Below are 16,321 nucleotides of genomic sequence, written 5' to 3'. Positions count from 1 at the left end.
AGCCATATCTCAACCAGCCCAAGAATTGGCCGGAAGCTGGTACATGGGCACCATGACCGGTCAGGATTGCACCCTCGTCTTCAAGACAGACAAAACTTTGTCGGTGCAATACGGTGGCTGCTTTCATCAAGATCCATGGATTCGCTCGCCTTGGGCATGGGATGGTGAAAGAATCAATATCATCAACCCAGAGCTTCACACCAAACTCGGCAAATACTTGGTCGTGTCCAGTTACAAATCCAATCTCATTCTGGTCCCACAACTTGAGCAAGCCGCGGTGGCAAAGGATGGTTTCAAACTTGCACACTGCTTCTGGAAAAGCACCGACACCAGACTTGTCCCTATCGAATCAGATGATTTCAAGTAAGGTCTGCCGCGGCCTAACCCTCCGCTCAACTCGGACCCTATCGCTGCGCGCTAGTGTCCTCAAACAATTAAGCGTCCGTGTCCCGCAGCAATAGGGCCGGTAACGATCCCCCGGCAAAGCCGGGGGCCTTATTATGTGAGCCGCTCAAAGCGGCTAAACGGGGTCGCTAACGCGGCCCCGAAGGTTGGAGCCACCTACTCGGTGGCCTCCTAGCGCCAAAGCTCCAGCTTCTCCAATCGTTCTTCCTCGCGTTCCTGGTTCTGGATGTACTGCCGTATCTGATGCTCGTCCTTCCCTACCGTCGACACCAGAAATCCTCTCGCCCAGAAATGCTGACCCGTGAAGTTCCTCTTCGTTTCTCCATATACACGGGCCAGATAAATCGCGCTCTTACCCTTCATAAACCCCACTACCTGCGATACGGCATACTTCGGCGGAATCGCCAACAACATATGTACGTGATCTGCCAGCAAGTGCCCTTCCAGCACTTTGCTTTCTTTCTGCCCAGCCAGCTGCCTGAACACTTCACCCAATCGCTCTCTCACCCTCCCATACATCACCTTCCTTCTTCGTTTTGGCACGAACACTACGTGATACTTACATTCCCACCTTGTGTGACTTAAACTTTCAAACAAGTCCATCTCAGTTCTCCTCAAGTGTGCTTGGCGGCTCACCTGATCAGTTCAGCGATGGACTCCCGTAGCTGTCAAACTCCGACTGTCGCCCCCGCATAGCGGGGGGCCTACCTTATGTTTTGGTTAGCTTCTCTCGTTAGGCTTCTCGAATATCCTGGTGCCGAACCCAATGGCCTACCTGCTTCCAATCTGCTTTCTTGTCCTAGTAGTCGGGTCTGCCTTTGTCGTGTTCCGTTACCTCGATTCAGTCAAGAATTCTGGTTCCCAACTCGCTGAATCCCTATCAGCCATCGGGTTCCGACTGGTGACCTCGAAACGTTCGCTCTTCAATGCAGGCCCATTTCATTCAGCTGGCGCCTACCATCAACCGGTGTACCGAATTTCGGCTACCAATTCCGATGGCAAGCTTTGTCAGGGTTGGGCGCGTTGGTCGCCATCCCCCGGCCATTTCGATTTCTCATGGGAGCAAGGGTGATCATCAGCCTAACCTTCCGCTCAACTCGGACCCTATCGCTGCGCGCTAGTGTCCTCAAACAATTCAGCTACCAGGTTCCCGCAGCAATAGGGCCGGTTAGCTTCTCTCGTTAGGCGCCTCCGCGAATCGAGCCCAACATGCCCTACCCAAACCAGCAAGAAGCGCTCGCCAGCCTTCAGTTTTTCAGAAACAGCGCAATCATCTCTCTTGCGGCCATGAGACTAATCGATAGTCAGGCCATTCTGGATCTTCACGGATTAGCCGCCTATTGTTCCCCCACTGAGCTCAGTTTCATTCCCAAGGCTGAATGCGGTGTTGCCGGCTCCACTTACATCGATTTCAGCCAAATCGTGAAGAGTTACATCGATGATCGTGAGGCTCTCAGGGAAAACCTTCGTCAATATTGGAATTCCGCTCGCCGAAATCTGATCAAAGAGGCATTTGAAATCACGAAGGCATATGCCGAGGTAAATTCACTTACAGGCCAAATAAAGCAGCAACCTTGGTTCCAGTTTGCTCGCATGATACGTAATTCTTTGTCCCACGATTTGCATCTCAGATTTAGAAACAGCGACCTCCCTTTACTGCCCGTTTCATGGCAGGGTAAAACAATCACTGCCTCAATGAATGAACATCCGTTGCCTTCTGATTTGTTAGACCCGTATGCTACATGGGCACTATTCGAGCATATCTACAGCTTCGTTGACTCACATCCAGGCGCCTAACCGTTGGCTCAACTCGGACCCCGCCTGCATTACCTTCCGCTCTCTCTCATCATTCAGCTATCTCGGCTTCGCTCAGTGCCTCGGTGCAGGCGCGGCCGGTTAGCCCCATTCGTTAGGCATTCATAGGAGCACTTGTGAGAATCATCGCTTTAGCTGCTTGCCTTGCTCTACAAGCCCAAACCCAATCAGCGAAGCTGACTGCCCAACAGGATGCCTTGCTTGCTGCCAGGATGAAGCGTTCACAAGAGATTTATGAATATGAGCGACTGGCATGGCTAGCAACAGACAGGCTGATGGAAAAGAAGCCTGATCAGAGTGCTCTCGGTATGTGGGTTGAAGTCCCAACTGACGGCCGCCGGTTTATTTTTTTCGGCCGATTCAAAAATGAACTAGACCCCAAGGATAAACCTGACGGATTTGCAGTCGTGTACGGATTCTGGGCACCAATAGGTAATCCGAGTGATGTTCATGAAATGGATATGGAAAAAGAAATTCGCAATACACCCAAACTTTTCCAGGAATTGCCGGAACTGGCCGATGCGGCTGCTCTAGCGCGGAAACAACCATCTTCTCTGAATATGGGATGGAACTATAGCGTATTCAGGGAAGAGGACCGTACTATCACGGCCTACCTTCTCCCTGCTAATTCAGAAAATGGAATTGTTCCCATCGGTGGGGATTTCCGGGTTTCGATTAGTCCAGACGGAAAGAAGGTACTCAATACAACGACTCTTCATCGATCATTCTTAAAAATGCCGACCGAACCTCCTCCAAATGCTGACAAGTCGAAGCCGGTCGGTGGCTTTCACACACACACATTGCAAGAGGATTTCCCCCCAGAAACCGACGTGGCAGTTCTAAAGCTATATTCATCCAAAGGGCCTCACTACATGGCGACGCGCATTGGCCTTTTCTGCTTTGCTGATAACACAATGTACTACCTGGGCACACTTGAAGACAAAAAGAAATGAACCCATCTGCCTACAGTGAATGCCTAACCTCTCGCTCAACTCGGACCCTATCGCTGCGCGCTAGTGTCCTCAAACAATTCAGCGTCCGTGTCCCGCAGCAATAGGGCCGGTTAGCTTCACTCGTTAGGCACACCCGGCGCTTTCCCATCAGCTTCCGGGTTCGATCCTTCTCAATCGGAGTGCGGGGTTCAGCGCTCTGGCTTTGCCAATCGCGAATCTCTGCGCCGCGGTGGCTCAGGCTCGCCATGAATGGCGGGCTTGCGCTGCCGCGCTGCGCGGCCGTTCTCCACCATTCATTCGGTGAACCCAGCAGCTTCTCGTGGCATCCTGGCTCCGCCGTTCCTTCTCTTGCCTCACCCCTGGCGCAATCCGCCTTAGCTCTTTGACTTTGGGCTCGGCTTTCCCAGCCGTTCTTCGCACTCGGACGGCATCCCATTCGCTGCACTCAATCCGGACATCTCGGAAACCGGGTGGGTTCCAGCGTCATCGGGTGCCTAACCTTCCGCTCAACTCGGACCCTATCGCTGCGCGCTAGTGTCCTCAAACAATCCAGCTCCCTGGTTCCCGCAGCAATAGGGCCGGTTAGCTTCCTTCGTTAGGCCGCATCACCTTCGACGAATAAATCCATTGAGGTCCAAATGTCGAATCCCATCACTGCTGGGGCAGTCATCTACGCCAAAGACATCACCAAGGTGGGCAGCTTCTATGCCGCCATCACAGACCTCTCAGTGACCGAAACTGAGCCTGGTCATGTGGTTCTTGAGGCGATGGGGTTTCAGCTGGTAATCGTAGCCATGCGACAAGACATTGCTGACAGAGTTAGCATTTCTGAGCCACCTACTCCACGCACGGAAACGGCAATCAAGCCGGTTTTCTTCGTACCGAGTATCAAGGAGGCTCGCGTTCAGGCTTCTGCAAATGGCGGGCTTCTGAATCCCCCAAATCGCGAATGGCAATTCCAGGGTTCAATTGTTTGCGATGGCAACGACCCTGAAGGCAACATCTTTCAGCTCCGTGCGCATTCGGCCTAACCCTGCCGATGTGGCGCAAAATCGTTCCCGGTAGTTCTTGAGCATGCTTACGGTCGTCCTAACCTTCCGCTCAACTCGGACTGGCCTGTCCCCTCCAAATAGAGCCAAGCTAAATGTTAAGGTCCACTCCAAAGGAGTCGGATCCAATGAGGACAAGCAAGTTCACCGAGGAGCAGATCGTGGGGCTTCTCAGAGAGGCGGAGAAGGGGGAGCAGACGGTCGATGCCCTCTGCCGGGCCCGTGGGATCACGGCGCAGACCTTCTATCGATGGCGAAAGAAGTATGGCGGAGTCGAGGTTTCCGATGTCCGGCACATGCGGCAGCTTGAGAAGGAGAACGCCCAGCTCAAGCGCCTTCTGGCAGAACGGGAGCTGGATATCGCAGCCCTGAAAACGGTTCTCCGAAAAAAATGAGTGGCGCGTCGCAGCGAAAGGAGGGGGCGGCATACCTGACGGCCACCGGCTTCTCCCAGCGGCGCGCTGCCCGGGCCATGGGCCTGAGCCGTTCCTATGTCCGGTATTCACGCCGGGTGAAACTGGATGGGCTGGACGAGCGGATCGTCCAGCTTGCCCATGCCAACCCCCGCTATGGCCACCGGCGCGTCTGGGCCCTCCTGAGGCGGCTCCAGCTCCGGGTGAACCTGAAACGGGTCCACCGGGTTTTCAAAGCCCATGGCCTCCAGGTCCGGCGGCGTCCCAAAAAGCACCTCCGGACCGGCCAGCATGTGCCGATGAAATCCGGGTATCCCAACCAGGTCTGGTCCTACGACTTCGTCCACGACAGCTGCCTGAACGGCGAGGTCGTGAAGTGCCTGACGCTCACCGACGAGTTTACGAAGGAGGCGTTGGTCATCGAAGTGGCCTCCTCCTTCAAGGCCGAGGAGGTCATGCAGGTCCTCAAACGCTTGTTCCAGACCCGGGGATGGCCCGCATTCCTGCGCAGTGACAACGGCCCCGAGTTCATCGCCCATGACCTCCAGGTCTGGCTGATGGCCACCGGTGCCCAGACCTTCTACATCCCCCCGGGCTCGCCCTGGGCCAACGGCGTGGCCGAGAGCTTCAACAGCAAGTTCCGGGACGAATGCCTGAACATGGAGGCCTTCTCCAGCCTGGCTGAGGCCAAGGTCATCGTCGAAGCCTGGCGCCGTCGCTACAACGAGGAGCGCCCGCACAGCAGCCTGGGCTACCTCACCCCAACCGAGTTCCGCTGCACCATTGAACTGGCTCAGCTCGGTCTCCCTGCGACGGGGGCTCTGCCCCCGGACCCCCGGGATTTATCGCTTTGGGCACCCCCGGTGGAGGCCAACGCCCTGACAGAAAAGGCCAGGGCGTTTCCCCTGGCCAACACCGTCCGGTGCATCTCCGAAGCGCTCAAGTCGCTTCCCAGCGTTGCTCTACCCTCTCCGGAGATGGAAGCCAAGCTACCATCTCCTGGAAGCTCCTGGCCAACCGGCCATTAGCTCTCTCTTTTTCAACCCGACCTTCACATTTAGCCCGGACCTAAATCTGGGAACCGGCCAGGACCCTATCGCTGCGCGCTAGTGTCCTCAAACAATTCAGCGTCCGTGTCCCGCAGCAATAGGGCCGGTTAGCTTCCTTCGTTAGGTCGCTTATGCCCAATCGATACCAAGCGTTATGCATATGCATTCTTCTAGCCACAAGCTCAATTGTTTCGCGGCCATTGGCTGCACAGGTTCCAGAGTCTGGCCGGGAAGCCGAAGAACATTTGACTCAATCCCAGGAGCTGGCTAGCAAGCGCATTTTACAATTTTTAAGAAAACATCATGTGTATCCAGAAATTAATCCAGATTGTTTTCTGCTCGAGTTCGAGGAAGAAACTAAACAGCATTACCAATTCGCGCTTAGATTTGATCAGTCAAAATGTGGTGGAAACTCGCCATCCAACCTAATCAACAGAGTCGCCATCACAAAACGCACCAAGCAGGTCTTATTTTGGAATCCGGCAGATGATGATTACAGGTCTTACAAATGGTTTTTGAAATCACAGAAATAGATCGACCATGTCACGCGACCTAACCATTCCATCAACACCGGCCAGCTTCGCTGGCCTCGGACCCGTTTGCTGGCGCAAACGGTCCGGTTATGTCGGTCGTTAGGCTCCCAAATCTGTAGAGGCTCGAATGCTCACGAAAATTTTAATTTCAGCGACAGTCGGTGCTTTTATCGGCTTGATCTACTATGGATTAATCAATATCCCAGCAGTGAAAAGGAATTTCGGAAAACTCCCAAACTGGGTTGGGATTGCGTTAATCATTATTGGTGGGCGAGCACTGGAGCCCGTCGTCACTAATTTCTGGAATGATTTTTATTTGCCTGCCAATACTGAAGCGGCACTCTTACAGTCATCTGTTTTCAGAACGATAAAGGTGCAAGAACCAAAGGTTTTCGCTGAAATGCTTAGTCGTTGTGTGGAAACACTTCGCAAAGATCGGAATGCAAGCCTCACACCCATCACTGCTGGCTACTCCTCTAAGCTGGTTTTGAAGCGCATTCCACATGCAGATGATAAATTCGTAATTGAATACATGCGCTCTACCATTGAAATCACACGATACCTCGATTCAAGAAATCACGATCAGGCGTTTGCGTACATTTTCCCTGATCGGGTTCAATTCAAGCTTCCGTTTCTGGGCGACCTCCCCAAAGAGAGGCTTAATCACCAGTTAGAGACACTGAATGATGTACTCGTCAGTTCTTATCAGAAGCAACGCCCGATCCCAAGCGAGGGCGAGGCGCAACCAATCATGCTTGATGTGCTTACTCAGATCAAAGACCATTGTGATATTAGTATCTTCACTAAACTGAACAGCAAAGATCTCGATCATGCTGAAACCCTAAAAACGCTACTCGCCTACTATGACGGAATTCTCGCGTTACCTGAGCCCAAGGCAAGCACGGTTCTTAGATATTCGCTGGCCCAGTAGCCTAACCCTCCGCTCAAGGCGGACCCCGCCTGCATTGCCTTCCGTTCTCACTCAACATCTTGCTATCTCGGCTCCGCTGGTCGTCTCGGTGCAGGCGTGGCCGCTTAGCTTCCTTCGTTAGGCGCCCCATGCAACCGTCGCCAGAGTCCCTCTATTCCCCGCCAACAGCGGTGCTCCACGACATTTCTATCTCCAATCCGAAGCCTAAGTGGAGCTTTCTGGTCGGGGTGTTCTTTTCGATCCCAACCCTCGCACTCGGCATTTTTGGATTAATTGAGGAACTTACCAAACGAGGTCAGAGCGTTTCAACGAATTTCATTTTCGGAATCACTTTGGCGCTGGCCCTTATCATTATAAGCGTTGGCATTATGCTAACGCCAATACTCGCTTCAAGATGGTTCTCAGCCAATTGGCCAATCCTCCTCCTTCGCTTGCTTTTATATTCACTCCTAACTTCAGCCCCAATGGCGCTGAGTATTTTCTATTCACAATTTAATCAAAATGAATACGTCTCGAAACCCATCCGTGCGGTAGCGATCAATGGCCTTACTCTTTTTGTTGTAACCGGAGTCTTAGGATTGTTGCTATTGGCTTATATTCTATTACCCTTTTCCATTGTTCGATGGCTATTTAAAAAAGACACTAGAACTACATGTTCCGAAGGCGCCTAACCCTCCGCTCAACTCGGACCCTATCGCTGCGCGCTAGTGTCCTCAAACAATTCGGCTACCAGGTTCCCGCAGCAATAGGGCCGGCTAGCTTCCTTCGTTAGGCTCACCCGAATCTACTCCCCTGTTGGTCCGCTATTACCGTTCGCAATGACATTCAGCACCGTTCGCGGTGGTCCAACCCAAAAGGGTCTGGAATCTGTCATCGTCTCGGCTAACCATGGGTCCGCGCCCAACCCTTCAAACGTTCCAGAAATTCAACGACAAACCTTACAAAAGGAGATTTTTATGAAAGTTAAATTTTCACTCGGTATTCCTATCTGCTTGTTCGCATTGACTGCCTGTATCCCTCCAGTTCCCAACCTGACTCCAAAGCTTTATCTTCATCCGGTCAAAGGCCCAAGTGGCAGCCAATATCCCGGCACCACCATCACTGCCGTCTCAACTGGGATTACCTCTGGTTCGATTTCATTTCAATTACCTAGTGGTGAGTCCTGCAAGGGGCAATGGGAGCCCATTCCACAGAACCAATCTGGTTCAGGGCTAGCTGATTCTTGGGACCTTGTTTATGGGCAAGGCTATTTCACCAAGCATGTTCTTGGGGCCAAGTGGCGCGGAAAGTCCAAAATTGCGGGCAATCAACGCTCGGAGTTCCTATTAGAGTTCTACCGCGATACAAGCAAAGATGCTCCGCTGCTTGGAGTAGCTACGGACGCTGTGGGGAATATCTACAAGGTCACTCAGTAAGCCTAACCCTCCACTCAACTCGGACCCTATCGCTGCGCGCTAGTGTCCTCAAACAATTTAGCGTCCGTGTCCCGCAGCAATAGGGCCGGTTAGCTTCCTTCGTTAGGGCTCACCATGCAATCACCCGCCGCCTCCCTCGCCTCGCTATCCTTTATCCCTGAGGTAATAGTTGCCGTCATACAAGCCGTGATTGCATATAAGTTGATGAAGGTTGCCAAATATGCACAGCGGTTTATAACCAAAGATTACACAGTCAAACAACCTATCATCGAAACCTCTGGCTACGTTGTTGTTGGTGATAAATATAGAGTCCGACTCTTTTTATTCAACATGCGAACCGATCCAATTAAAATTGAATCACTCTCCGTAGCTCGAACAAATAGAAGATCCAGTTCAGAAATGGATCTGGAGTCTATTTGTATAGAACACGAGTCGTTTCCATATGAACCAGTAACTGGAATTTTGTGGAACCCAAAAGGTGATTTTTCTGACGACGATGAGCACACATTCAACGAGGATTGTCGGTGTCTACGATTTAAAGACACCTGTGAGATTCTCGTGACCATTCCGGAATTTAGTAAAGATATCGAATATGTTTTCACAATTCGAACAAATATTGGTGGTGTCTCTAAAATTAGTACTGTATCTAACTACCGGACACATTTTGCAACTGGCGGCGAGAGAAGATTCAACTTCCCCAAAGAAATTTCTTCTTAGCAAAGTTTATCGCCCTAACCCTCCGCTCAACTCGGACCCTATCACTGCGCGCTAGTGTCCTCAAACAACTCAGCAGCCGTGTCCCGCAGCAATAGGGCCGGTTACCTGTTCATCACTGATTACGATTGTCCCTTCGAAGAAACCACATGCTTCACCTTGGTGGATTCTCGTTTGAAAGTGCTGGCACACAGACGATTCCTTGCGCCATATGCCTCATTCTTGTTAGACAAAGTTTCAATCTTTAGCACCAACAGCATCATCTTCAATTTCTGTGGTGGCCCGGATCTCCAACTTAAAATTCGACCATGGGGAATCCCATTTGTTTTTCCTCGGTTACGATTTGCAAAGCACGGCGCCTAACCCTCCGCTCAACTCGGACCCAATCGCTGCGCGCTAGTGTCCTCAAACAATTATGCAGCCAGGTTCCGCAGCGATAGGGCCGGTTAGCTTCTCTCGTTAGGGCGTCCCATTGAGCGTGATTGCCGCGAGCAGCTTTTCATCTCAGTTACGGCTCACGCCTATCGAGTCGGCCGACGAGGAAAGCCTTCAATCAATCGGGTCCGATCCAGCTGTATTCAAATTCATACCCGAGATCCCGACCCCATTTGATGCCGGAACCTGGATACGATCTGTCCTCGACAATGGTGAAAACTACATTCGACATGCAATCAGGCTCGCTTCGACGAATGAAGTGATTGGTTATGTTCAAATCAGTAGGCGATTAGATATGCACATTCAACTTGGTTACTGGCTTGGGTCTAAATTTTGGGGCAAGCGATTCGGGCGTCAAGCCGCATCAATGGCATTAGGGCCTGTTTTCAAAGTCAAGAAAGGCAAATGGACGTAAGGGGTTGTACAAATTGCCTAACTGCGGTACCTCATGGGTATGACGTTGAGGTAGAGCGTGGCGAGAACTTTTCTGACTGAACGAATGTGGGCCAGGCTAGAGCCTCTGCTGCCGAGCGAGCAGGGTGGAATGGGGCGCCCTCGCCTGGACAATCGCCCCATCGTTGAAGCGATCCTCTGGAAGCACAGAACGGGAGCGCCCTGGAGAGATTTGCCTGAATCCTTCGGACCTTGGAACACGGTCTTCACGCGCTTCAATCGGTGGAATCGGAGCGGAGTCTGGCAGCGGGTCCTCGAAGCCCTTCGAGGTGAAGCGGATTGCGAATGGGTCATGGTCGACGGAACCGTTATCCGCGCCCATCAGCATGCGGCTGGTGCAAAAGGGGGACCTACATCCAAGGGCTTGGCCGCTCGCGCGGCGGTTTCTCGACCAAAGTCCACCTGATCGGGGATGCCCACGGCAACCCCGTCGATTTCGTGCTGACACCAGGCCAGTCGCACGAGAGCAAGCAACTCGGAAGCCTATTAATGGGCCGGGAGGCCGGGGCTGTTCTCGGTGATCGTGCCTACGACGGAAAGTCCTGCCGGGATCAGATCGCGTCTATTGGAGCAGAGGCAGTTGTTCCACCTCATCCATGCAGGAAGGATCCAGCCGCCTTCGATAAGCATTTCTACAAGGCCCGCCACGCCGTCGAGAACCTGTTCGCGAAGCTCAAACAATACGCTCGCCCGACAGATGCACACAAGGCCGCAGGCGCGACGCTCACTGAACCCATAGCCCTTTTGGATCCAGTCCACCAGCGAACGTCGCACCGCGGCCTTCAGACTTTTTTGAAAGCACTTCCTGCAAGATGTGCTTGTCCAGGCTCAGGTCTGCCACCAGGCGCTTCAGCCGGGCGTTCTCGTCCCGAAGCTGCCGGAGTTCCCGAAGCTCAGAGACCCCGAGCCCCTCGAACTGGTGCTTCCACCGGTAGAAGGTCTGGTCTGAAATTCCCAACTTCCGGCAGATGTCAGGGATCTTTGCCCCGTTCTCCGCCTGCTTCAACGCGAAGACGATCTGCTCCTCGCTATGTCCCTTCCTTGGCATCTCTGCCTCCTTGGCTGGGCTCCCCTAAGGATGCCCTCCAAGGCCTGAATTTCACATCATCCCTGATCTGGTTTTCGGTTTTTGGGTCACATGGGGCACAACCCTTGGGCACAAAAGCGTGGCCCATCAGGTGCCCCACGGATCCCCTGTGACCGCTCAGCGGCTCCTTTTGCACCGTTCGCGGTTGGCCCGGGGGGAAATGCCGGAATCGTTGTCACCATCAGCCCACTCGCCAAGCCGCTGTCCAGCCATGCCGTGGTTCAACGTTTTTCCGAAGGCACCCTCCCTTTTGGAAGTTCCCGTCCAGCCACGGGGCGTTCCCACGGAATCCGGCCCAGACGGCACATTCGTTGGCTCCATTCGCACGGAGGTTCCGATGCCCTTCGAATTCTCAGAGTCCGATGGGTCCTACCACATCCGGTTGCATGGCCATTTGACCAATGCGGATTTGGTTCACTTGATGGTCATGGTCAGAGAAGCCGAACAGGAAGCGAGCACATCCCTGAACCGGGTCATTGACACCAGCGATGTCGAGAAATTCGACATCGACTTCAGCCATGTCATCGCCTTCACGGGCCAACGCAGGACCATGCCGCTCAAGAACCCCATCAAGACAGCGATCATCGTCCACCGCGAAGTGGCCCTGGGCATTGCGCGGATGTTTCAAAGTCTCAATGACCACCCCCTAATCACCATCCGGGTCGTGAGCAGCCTTCTGGAGGCCCAGGCCTGGTTCGCTTCCGACACAGAAGAAGCATGACCCGCAACCACTCACCCCTGCCATGGGATGGTGGCCGCCGAATCTGCTAGTTTCTTTCGATGCTCTCCAGGCGGATGCCATGAAGCGATCGACCTTCTATCTGATTTCCTCCTGCCTGGCCAGCGTGATGGCATGCAGTCACAGGGAGCCCAGCATGAACCACCTGAACCCACCGGGTCTGCCCAAACCCAACGGCTATTCCCATGTGGTGGAAGTGAGGGGTGGCCGCACCCTCTACATCTCAGGCCAAATCGCATTGGATCAGAACGGCCTGCTCATCGGAGCAGGCGATCTGAGAGCCCAGACCCGCCAGGTGTTCGAGAACCTCAAAACCGCCTTGCAGGCCAGCGGCGCCCGCTTGGAGGACGTGGTGAAGATCACCGTGTTCATGACGGACGTCTCCGAACTCGCCGTCTTTCGGGAAGTCCGGGATGGCTATTTCACACAGAACCCCCCGGCCAGCAGCCTGGTACAGGTATCGCGTCTGGTAAGGCCGGATCTGCTGATCGAGATCGAGGCCGTGGCCGTCGTCGAAGCCGGCCACTGAACCACCACTGGCCGGTGAGGGGCGATGCTTGGCCGAACAGCCCTCACGGGAACGGCTCGGCTCTCTCATGCTGGCTTTTTCAGGAGGTTCCATGTTCGAGGTTCTCAACAGTGCCTACATCGTCCCCCTCGGCGCTTTTGTCTTGGCGGGTGTGCTCGGCGGGTTCGGAGTCTGGAAGAAGGTCCGCGATGCGGAGATGGCCCACGAACGAGAACTGAAGATCAAGGAGATGGAGCATGCCCAGCGCATGAAAGAGCTCGAACTGGAGGGCCAGCGCCTGGCCGCCGGCCCCAAAACGGGCGAATAGGCCCTCTCCTGGCCGGTAAACCAGCCGCGCCGGTAGGCCGTAGCATGGGCTTCGGTGCCGCCCCCATTGAACCTTTTCAGGCTCCGGCTCATCCCTGACGATCCCCCGGAGCCTCCATGAACCCACCCTCGAACCTGCGTTGGCTGCCCCTGCTGCTGGTCTGCGCCCTGGCCCAGGCTGACACCCTGGGCGAATTGAAAGGCACCCTGGCCAAGCTCAATGGGCAGGATCCCGTGAAAGCAACCATCGCCTACCAGTTCTGGAGCAAGCAGGGTGACGACAAGAAGCCCGTCATCACCGAAGGCAAGGCCACCAGCCAAGCCGAGGATGGCCCTCAGGGCCTGAAGCTGTCCTGGAGCCGCAACCTCATCCAGACCGCCGCCCAGGAGGCCCGGGCCAAGGTGCAGGACCCAGAGAAGAAGACCCCCACCCGCCGCGCCATCGAAGGCCTCAAGGCCGTCGAGGTTTCGGAATACCTCAACGGAAGCGACGAGCTGCTCCGCACCCTGGAGCAGGCTCAGCTGGTCGAGGAGAAGGCCGACACCTGGCAGGGCAAGCCGGCCCGCCTGCTGAACCTCAAGTTGACACCGCGCCTGGGCGAGCAGGAAAAGAAGTACGTCAAGGAACTGGAGGCCACCGCCAAGCTCTGGGTCGGCTCCGACGGCCTGCCCCTGGCCATCCAGTCCTCGGTGCACATCAAGGGCCGGGCTCTGCTGGTCATCAGTTTCGAGCAGAACCAGAAAGAGGAATACCATTTTGCCCGTTCAGGCAATCGGCTCATCGTCGTCCAACATGTGAATGAAACCAGCGGCTCCGGCGGCGGCGAAAAGGGCCAGTCGAAGACCGTGGTGAGCCTCAGCCTCAATGGCGGTTGAGGCCTTGGGGCCGCGCTGCATCTGAGCGGGTGGGCGATGAAGCAGTTTCACTTCCGTCTGGATATCTCTGCGGAGCGGTACCTGGCCACCTACCGGGGCGAGGTGCGAGAGGTCGTGGCGCGCTGCATGGATGGTCAGGTGGTGCAATTCCCCGCCTCCCTGCTCCAGCCCTTCGTCACAGCCTCCGGCATTCACGGCGCCTTCGTGCTGACCTGCAATGACCAGAACCGCGCGCCCCGGCTGGAGCAGCTCTCCGTCGGCTGATCTGGTCTAGAATCCAGGAACGGCCGCCCACCGCCGACGCCCACCTGACGCTGCGAGTATCCATGCACATTGAACCCCCCAAGCACGGCCTTCGGTCCCTCCGTGAGTTTTTGAAGGAATACCTGATGCTGGTGGTGGGCATCCTCACGGCCCTGGGCCTTGAGCACGTCATCAGCCACCACAACCACATGAAGGCCGCGGAGCTGGCCCGGCAGCAGATCGCGGCCGAGCTGCGGGTGAACCTGGAGGAGGTCAATACCTCTCTGGCCAACAACCTCAAGCGCCGCAAGCCCCTGGAGGAATTGGCCGAGAATGTGGTGCGGGAAATCAAGTCCGGAGCCTCCCAGCAGACCATCAATGAACATGTCCAAGCCCAGCTCCGGAGCGGCTTCAGCGTGGGCACGTCCCTGCCCACGCTGCGGCATGAGGCATGGGATGTGGCCGTGGCCAATCAGTCGGCCACCTACATCCCGGATGAGGCTCTCCGCCGCTACTCCGCGGCCTATGCCACCCAGCGCGACTCCATGGCCGTAGCCTCCCAGGGAGCCCTGGCCAACTTCGGCGGGCCCCGACTCATCGACGCCCTGACCGACCTGGAGCTCAAGCGCGTCGAGCCCTTGCAACTCCTGCGGGTGCTCAGTCAGCTCCTCAGCTCCCTCAACTCCACCCAAACGAACCTGAAGGAGATTCAGGTGCAGCTGGAGGCCTCGCTCAAGGGGGAGACCGGGGCGCAGCCCACCAAGGCCCACTGAACATGCGCATCGCCATTCTGGGCAACTCAGGTTCGGGCAAGTCCACCCTGGCGCGGGGCTTCGCCCAATGCCACCACCTCGAGGCAGTGGATCTCGACACCTTCGCCTGGGAGCCGGGAAAGATCGCCGTACCCCGCGATCCGGCCGTGGCTTTGGCAGAGGTGGCTGCCTTCTGCCAACGACAAAGCCAGTGGGTCATCGAAGGCTGCTACGCCAATCTCATCGAGGCGACCCTGCCGCATCACCCCCTGCTGGTGTTTCTCGATCCCGGTCCGGAGGTCTGCCGGGCCCACTGCCTGAATCGCCCCTGGGAGCCCCACAAGTACGCCTCCAAGGCCGAACAAGATGAGAAACTCACCTACCTGCTCGGCTGGGTCGAGGCCTACTACACACGTGATGGGGACATGTCCCATCGCGCTCATCGCGCCCTGTTTGACGCCTACGCTGGCCCCAAGCGCCGCTTCACGGAACCCGTCGAATCAGGCATGTTGGCGATCCTGGGCGGCTAAGCTTGCCTCTGGGCGAATCCCAGTCCGGGAGGCAGCATGGAGAAAATGGAACACCCAACCGCCGCCGACATCTTGGAGCGCGAGCTCGTCATCAAGCGTTCCTTTCTGGCGCCCCGGGAGCGGGTCGTGGCCGCCTGGCTGGATCCCGATCAGTTGGCCCGGTGGTGGGGCCCCAGGGGCTTCCACACCACCATCCAGGAATTCGAGCCCGAGGTCGGTGGTCCTTGGCGTTTCATCCTCCATGGGCCTGAAGGCGTCGCTCAACCCGGCGAATGCCGCTTCGTCGAGGTGGATGCGCCAGAGCGCCTCGTCTTCGATCACGTCTCCCAGCCGCCTTTTCGGGCCATCGTTGAATTTGAACCTGTCGACGGGGACACGCGCCTCATCTTCCGTCTGCACTTTCCAAACGCCGCCGCCCGTGAAGCCGCACGATCCACCCAAGCAGACCATGAGCAGGCCTTCGAGCGCCTCGCGGGCCTGCTGGCCGAGGGCTAGCACGTCATGACCGATTCGTTCCAGACGCGCATCCCCTCCCTCTCCGATGCGGAGCTGCAGCAGTACCTGCACCGCCACCTCGACTACCGCACCGAGGCCGTGGAGGCGGCCCTGGCAGAGCTGGACCGGCGGGGGCTTGAACTGCCTCCCCAGGAACGGGCCACCATCCTCGACGGCCTCCAGCGCCGGGATGATGCGGCCCAGGCCCAGCTTGATCGCGGTTTCGTGCGCCACCTCGGCACCTCCGCAGGACGGCGTCTGATCCGCATCCGCCAGATCACCGCAGGCATCCTTGCCGTGGGCCTGGGCACCGCCACCATCGTCTATCTGCGCGCCGCACCCAAAGGCGCCAACCCCCTGGGCTACGAGCCGGAGGACACCAAGAAATACCTGCGCGATCTGGAGCTCTATGGCGGCAAGGTGAATGTCCTGGCCACGGAGTTCATGAAGACCTGGGATGGCCTCTGGCAGGGCCGCAACCTGGCCTACACGCTGGCGGTGCTGACCCTGATCACCGCCTTCCTCTTCTGGTTCCTGGCCCACCGGCAGGCCGTTCACCTGGCGCAGACCGAAGGCGGCGAACACCTTCCCTGAGACGC

22 protein-coding genes and 1 pseudogene are annotated in these 16,321 nt (G+C 56.1%); 21 read left to right on the top strand and 2 right to left on the bottom strand.

The window, feature by feature from the left end; translation table 11 throughout:
* The first annotated feature begins 43 nt into the window (after positions 1 to 43).
* Entirely contained in the window at positions 44 to 367 is a 324-nt protein-coding gene (locus Q9293_RS03145) for a hypothetical protein (RefSeq protein ID WP_306249941.1), read from the top strand.
* A 209-nt stretch (positions 368 to 576) separates the two neighbouring features.
* On the opposite strand, the gene tnpA is transcribed toward Q9293_RS03145, so the two are convergent.
* Entirely contained in the window at positions 577 to 1,008 is a 432-nt protein-coding gene (gene tnpA, locus Q9293_RS03140) for an IS200/IS605 family transposase (protein WP_306246724.1), read from the bottom strand.
* A 606-nt stretch (positions 1,009 to 1,614) separates the two neighbouring features.
* On the opposite strand from tnpA, the gene Q9293_RS03135 reads away from it, so the two are divergent.
* From Q9293_RS03135 to Q9293_RS18620, 11 genes and pseudogenes are all read left to right on the top strand, one after another.
* Positions 1,615 to 2,202 (top strand): hypothetical protein, encoded by a 588-nt coding sequence (locus Q9293_RS03135; RefSeq protein WP_306249940.1) that lies wholly within the window; start codon positions 1,615 to 1,617, stop codon positions 2,200 to 2,202.
* Between the two features lie 134 nt (positions 2,203 to 2,336).
* On the top strand, positions 2,337 to 3,173 hold the full coding sequence (locus tag Q9293_RS03130; protein WP_306249938.1) for a hypothetical protein: 837 nt from the start codon (positions 2,337 to 2,339) through the stop codon (positions 3,171 to 3,173).
* Positions 3,174 to 3,811: 638 nt separating this feature from the next.
* Complete coding sequence (locus tag Q9293_RS03125) at positions 3,812 to 4,204, top strand: VOC family protein (protein WP_306249936.1); 393 nt, start codon at positions 3,812 to 3,814, stop codon at positions 4,202 to 4,204.
* Positions 4,205 to 4,350: 146 nt separating this feature from the next.
* The gene (locus Q9293_RS03120) at positions 4,351 to 4,617 is read left to right on the top strand and encodes a transposase (RefSeq protein WP_306246057.1); all 267 of its coding nucleotides are present in this window, start codon (positions 4,351 to 4,353) and stop codon (positions 4,615 to 4,617) included.
* Positions 4,614 to 5,663 carry an IS3 family transposase gene (locus Q9293_RS03115; RefSeq protein ID WP_306246055.1) on the top strand — a complete coding sequence of 350 codons (1,050 nt, stop codon included), beginning with the start codon at positions 4,614 to 4,616 and terminating at the stop codon, positions 5,661 to 5,663. Before Q9293_RS03120 ends, Q9293_RS03115 begins: the two co-directional genes overlap by 4 nt.
* A 681-nt stretch (positions 5,664 to 6,344) precedes the next feature.
* Positions 6,345 to 7,148 carry a hypothetical protein gene (locus Q9293_RS03110; RefSeq protein ID WP_306249935.1) on the top strand — a complete coding sequence of 268 codons (804 nt, stop codon included), beginning with the start codon at positions 6,345 to 6,347 and terminating at the stop codon, positions 7,146 to 7,148.
* Positions 7,149 to 8,104: 956 nt separating this feature from the next.
* Complete coding sequence (locus Q9293_RS03105; protein WP_306249933.1) at positions 8,105 to 8,563, top strand: hypothetical protein; 459 nt, start codon at positions 8,105 to 8,107, stop codon at positions 8,561 to 8,563.
* 114 nt (positions 8,564 to 8,677) lie between these two features.
* Positions 8,678 to 9,280, top strand: a complete 603-nt coding sequence (locus Q9293_RS03100) for a hypothetical protein (protein WP_306249931.1) — start codon at positions 8,678 to 8,680, stop codon at positions 9,278 to 9,280.
* A gap of 475 nt (positions 9,281 to 9,755) precedes the next feature.
* A complete protein-coding gene (locus Q9293_RS18630) occupies positions 9,756 to 10,127 on the top strand; it encodes a GNAT family N-acetyltransferase (RefSeq protein WP_372342190.1) in 372 nt (123 codons plus the stop codon).
* 84 nt (positions 10,128 to 10,211) lie between these two features.
* The gene (locus Q9293_RS18625; protein ID WP_372342189.1) at positions 10,212 to 10,571 is read left to right on the top strand and encodes an IS5 family transposase; all 360 of its coding nucleotides are present in this window, start codon (positions 10,212 to 10,214) and stop codon (positions 10,569 to 10,571) included.
* Positions 10,520 to 10,792: pseudogene (locus Q9293_RS18620) on the top strand (transposase); the annotation flags it as partial. The gene Q9293_RS18625 and the pseudogene Q9293_RS18620, both read left to right, overlap by 52 nt.
* A gap of 97 nt (positions 10,793 to 10,889) precedes the next feature.
* Here the strand turns inward: Q9293_RS18620 and Q9293_RS03095 are convergent.
* Entirely contained in the window at positions 10,890 to 11,213 is a 324-nt protein-coding gene (locus tag Q9293_RS03095) for a transposase (protein WP_372342174.1), read from the bottom strand.
* A gap of 376 nt (positions 11,214 to 11,589) precedes the next feature.
* On the opposite strand from Q9293_RS03095, the gene Q9293_RS03090 reads away from it, so the two are divergent.
* The 9 genes from Q9293_RS03090 to Q9293_RS03050 all read left to right on the top strand — a co-directional run bounded on the left by Q9293_RS03090 (position 11,590) and on the right by Q9293_RS03050 (position 16,316).
* On the top strand, positions 11,590 to 11,973 hold the full coding sequence (locus tag Q9293_RS03090) for a hypothetical protein (protein ID WP_306249929.1): 384 nt from the start codon (positions 11,590 to 11,592) through the stop codon (positions 11,971 to 11,973).
* Positions 11,974 to 12,127: 154 nt separating this feature from the next.
* Positions 12,128 to 12,520: a RidA family protein gene (locus Q9293_RS03085; RefSeq protein ID WP_306249927.1), complete on the top strand. Its 393-nt coding sequence runs from the start codon at positions 12,128 to 12,130 to the stop codon at positions 12,518 to 12,520.
* 91 nt (positions 12,521 to 12,611) lie between these two features.
* Positions 12,612 to 12,827: a hypothetical protein gene (locus tag Q9293_RS03080; protein WP_306249925.1), complete on the top strand. Its 216-nt coding sequence runs from the start codon at positions 12,612 to 12,614 to the stop codon at positions 12,825 to 12,827.
* Between the two features lie 116 nt (positions 12,828 to 12,943).
* Entirely contained in the window at positions 12,944 to 13,702 is a 759-nt protein-coding gene (locus tag Q9293_RS03075) for a hypothetical protein (RefSeq protein ID WP_306249923.1), read from the top strand.
* 36 nt (positions 13,703 to 13,738) lie between these two features.
* Positions 13,739 to 13,966 (top strand): DUF2835 domain-containing protein, encoded by a 228-nt coding sequence (locus Q9293_RS03070; RefSeq protein ID WP_306249921.1) that lies wholly within the window; start codon positions 13,739 to 13,741, stop codon positions 13,964 to 13,966.
* A gap of 62 nt (positions 13,967 to 14,028) precedes the next feature.
* The gene (locus Q9293_RS03065; protein WP_306249919.1) at positions 14,029 to 14,718 is read left to right on the top strand and encodes a hypothetical protein; all 690 of its coding nucleotides are present in this window, start codon (positions 14,029 to 14,031) and stop codon (positions 14,716 to 14,718) included.
* Between the two features lie 2 nt (positions 14,719 to 14,720).
* On the top strand, positions 14,721 to 15,227 hold the full coding sequence (locus Q9293_RS03060) for a hypothetical protein (RefSeq protein WP_306249917.1): 507 nt from the start codon (positions 14,721 to 14,723) through the stop codon (positions 15,225 to 15,227).
* Between the two features lie 45 nt (positions 15,228 to 15,272).
* Positions 15,273 to 15,722 (top strand): SRPBCC domain-containing protein, encoded by a 450-nt coding sequence (locus Q9293_RS03055; protein WP_306249915.1) that lies wholly within the window; start codon positions 15,273 to 15,275, stop codon positions 15,720 to 15,722.
* Positions 15,723 to 15,728: 6 nt separating this feature from the next.
* Positions 15,729 to 16,316 carry a hypothetical protein gene (locus tag Q9293_RS03050; RefSeq protein WP_306249913.1) on the top strand — a complete coding sequence of 196 codons (588 nt, stop codon included), beginning with the start codon at positions 15,729 to 15,731 and terminating at the stop codon, positions 16,314 to 16,316.
* Positions 16,317 to 16,321: the final 5 nt, after the last annotated feature.

Origin of the sequence: Geothrix sp. PMB-07, assembly GCF_030758935.1 — a bacterium.
GTDB lineage: Bacteria > Acidobacteriota > Holophagae > Holophagales > Holophagaceae > Geothrix.
This window is presented reverse-complemented; position numbering and strand designations above follow the sequence as displayed.

Excerpts from the sequence above, each read along its gene's own strand:
- Q9293_RS03145 (WP_306249941.1), top strand. The coding sequence starts at position 44 with ATGGGCACCATGACCGGTCAGGATTGCACCCTCGTCTTCAAGACAGAC.
- tnpA (WP_306246724.1), bottom strand. The coding sequence starts at position 1,008 with ATGGACTTGTTTGAAAGTTTAAGTCACACAAGGTGGGAATGTAAGTAT.
- Q9293_RS03135 (WP_306249940.1), top strand. The coding sequence starts at position 1,615 with ATGCCCTACCCAAACCAGCAAGAAGCGCTCGCCAGCCTTCAGTTTTTC.
- Q9293_RS03125 (WP_306249936.1), top strand. The coding sequence starts at position 3,812 with ATGTCGAATCCCATCACTGCTGGGGCAGTCATCTACGCCAAAGACATC.
- Q9293_RS03120 (WP_306246057.1), top strand. The coding sequence starts at position 4,351 with ATGAGGACAAGCAAGTTCACCGAGGAGCAGATCGTGGGGCTTCTCAGA.
- Q9293_RS03115 (WP_306246055.1), top strand. The coding sequence starts at position 4,614 with ATGAGTGGCGCGTCGCAGCGAAAGGAGGGGGCGGCATACCTGACGGCC.
- Q9293_RS03110 (WP_306249935.1), top strand. The coding sequence starts at position 6,345 with ATGCTCACGAAAATTTTAATTTCAGCGACAGTCGGTGCTTTTATCGGC.
- Q9293_RS03105 (WP_306249933.1), top strand. The coding sequence starts at position 8,105 with ATGAAAGTTAAATTTTCACTCGGTATTCCTATCTGCTTGTTCGCATTG.
- Q9293_RS03100 (WP_306249931.1), top strand. The coding sequence starts at position 8,678 with ATGCAATCACCCGCCGCCTCCCTCGCCTCGCTATCCTTTATCCCTGAG.
- Q9293_RS18625 (WP_372342189.1), top strand. The coding sequence starts at position 10,212 with ATGTGGGCCAGGCTAGAGCCTCTGCTGCCGAGCGAGCAGGGTGGAATG.
- Q9293_RS03095 (WP_372342174.1), bottom strand. The coding sequence starts at position 11,213 with ATGCCAAGGAAGGGACATAGCGAGGAGCAGATCGTCTTCGCGTTGAAG.
- Q9293_RS03090 (WP_306249929.1), top strand. The coding sequence starts at position 11,590 with ATGCCCTTCGAATTCTCAGAGTCCGATGGGTCCTACCACATCCGGTTG.
- Q9293_RS03085 (WP_306249927.1), top strand. The coding sequence starts at position 12,128 with ATGAACCACCTGAACCCACCGGGTCTGCCCAAACCCAACGGCTATTCC.
- Q9293_RS03080 (WP_306249925.1), top strand. The coding sequence starts at position 12,612 with ATGTTCGAGGTTCTCAACAGTGCCTACATCGTCCCCCTCGGCGCTTTT.
- Q9293_RS03075 (WP_306249923.1), top strand. The coding sequence starts at position 12,944 with ATGAACCCACCCTCGAACCTGCGTTGGCTGCCCCTGCTGCTGGTCTGC.
- Q9293_RS03070 (WP_306249921.1), top strand. The coding sequence starts at position 13,739 with ATGAAGCAGTTTCACTTCCGTCTGGATATCTCTGCGGAGCGGTACCTG.
- Q9293_RS03065 (WP_306249919.1), top strand. The coding sequence starts at position 14,029 with ATGCACATTGAACCCCCCAAGCACGGCCTTCGGTCCCTCCGTGAGTTT.
- Q9293_RS03060 (WP_306249917.1), top strand. The coding sequence starts at position 14,721 with ATGCGCATCGCCATTCTGGGCAACTCAGGTTCGGGCAAGTCCACCCTG.
- Q9293_RS03055 (WP_306249915.1), top strand. The coding sequence starts at position 15,273 with ATGGAACACCCAACCGCCGCCGACATCTTGGAGCGCGAGCTCGTCATC.
- Q9293_RS03050 (WP_306249913.1), top strand. The coding sequence starts at position 15,729 with ATGACCGATTCGTTCCAGACGCGCATCCCCTCCCTCTCCGATGCGGAG.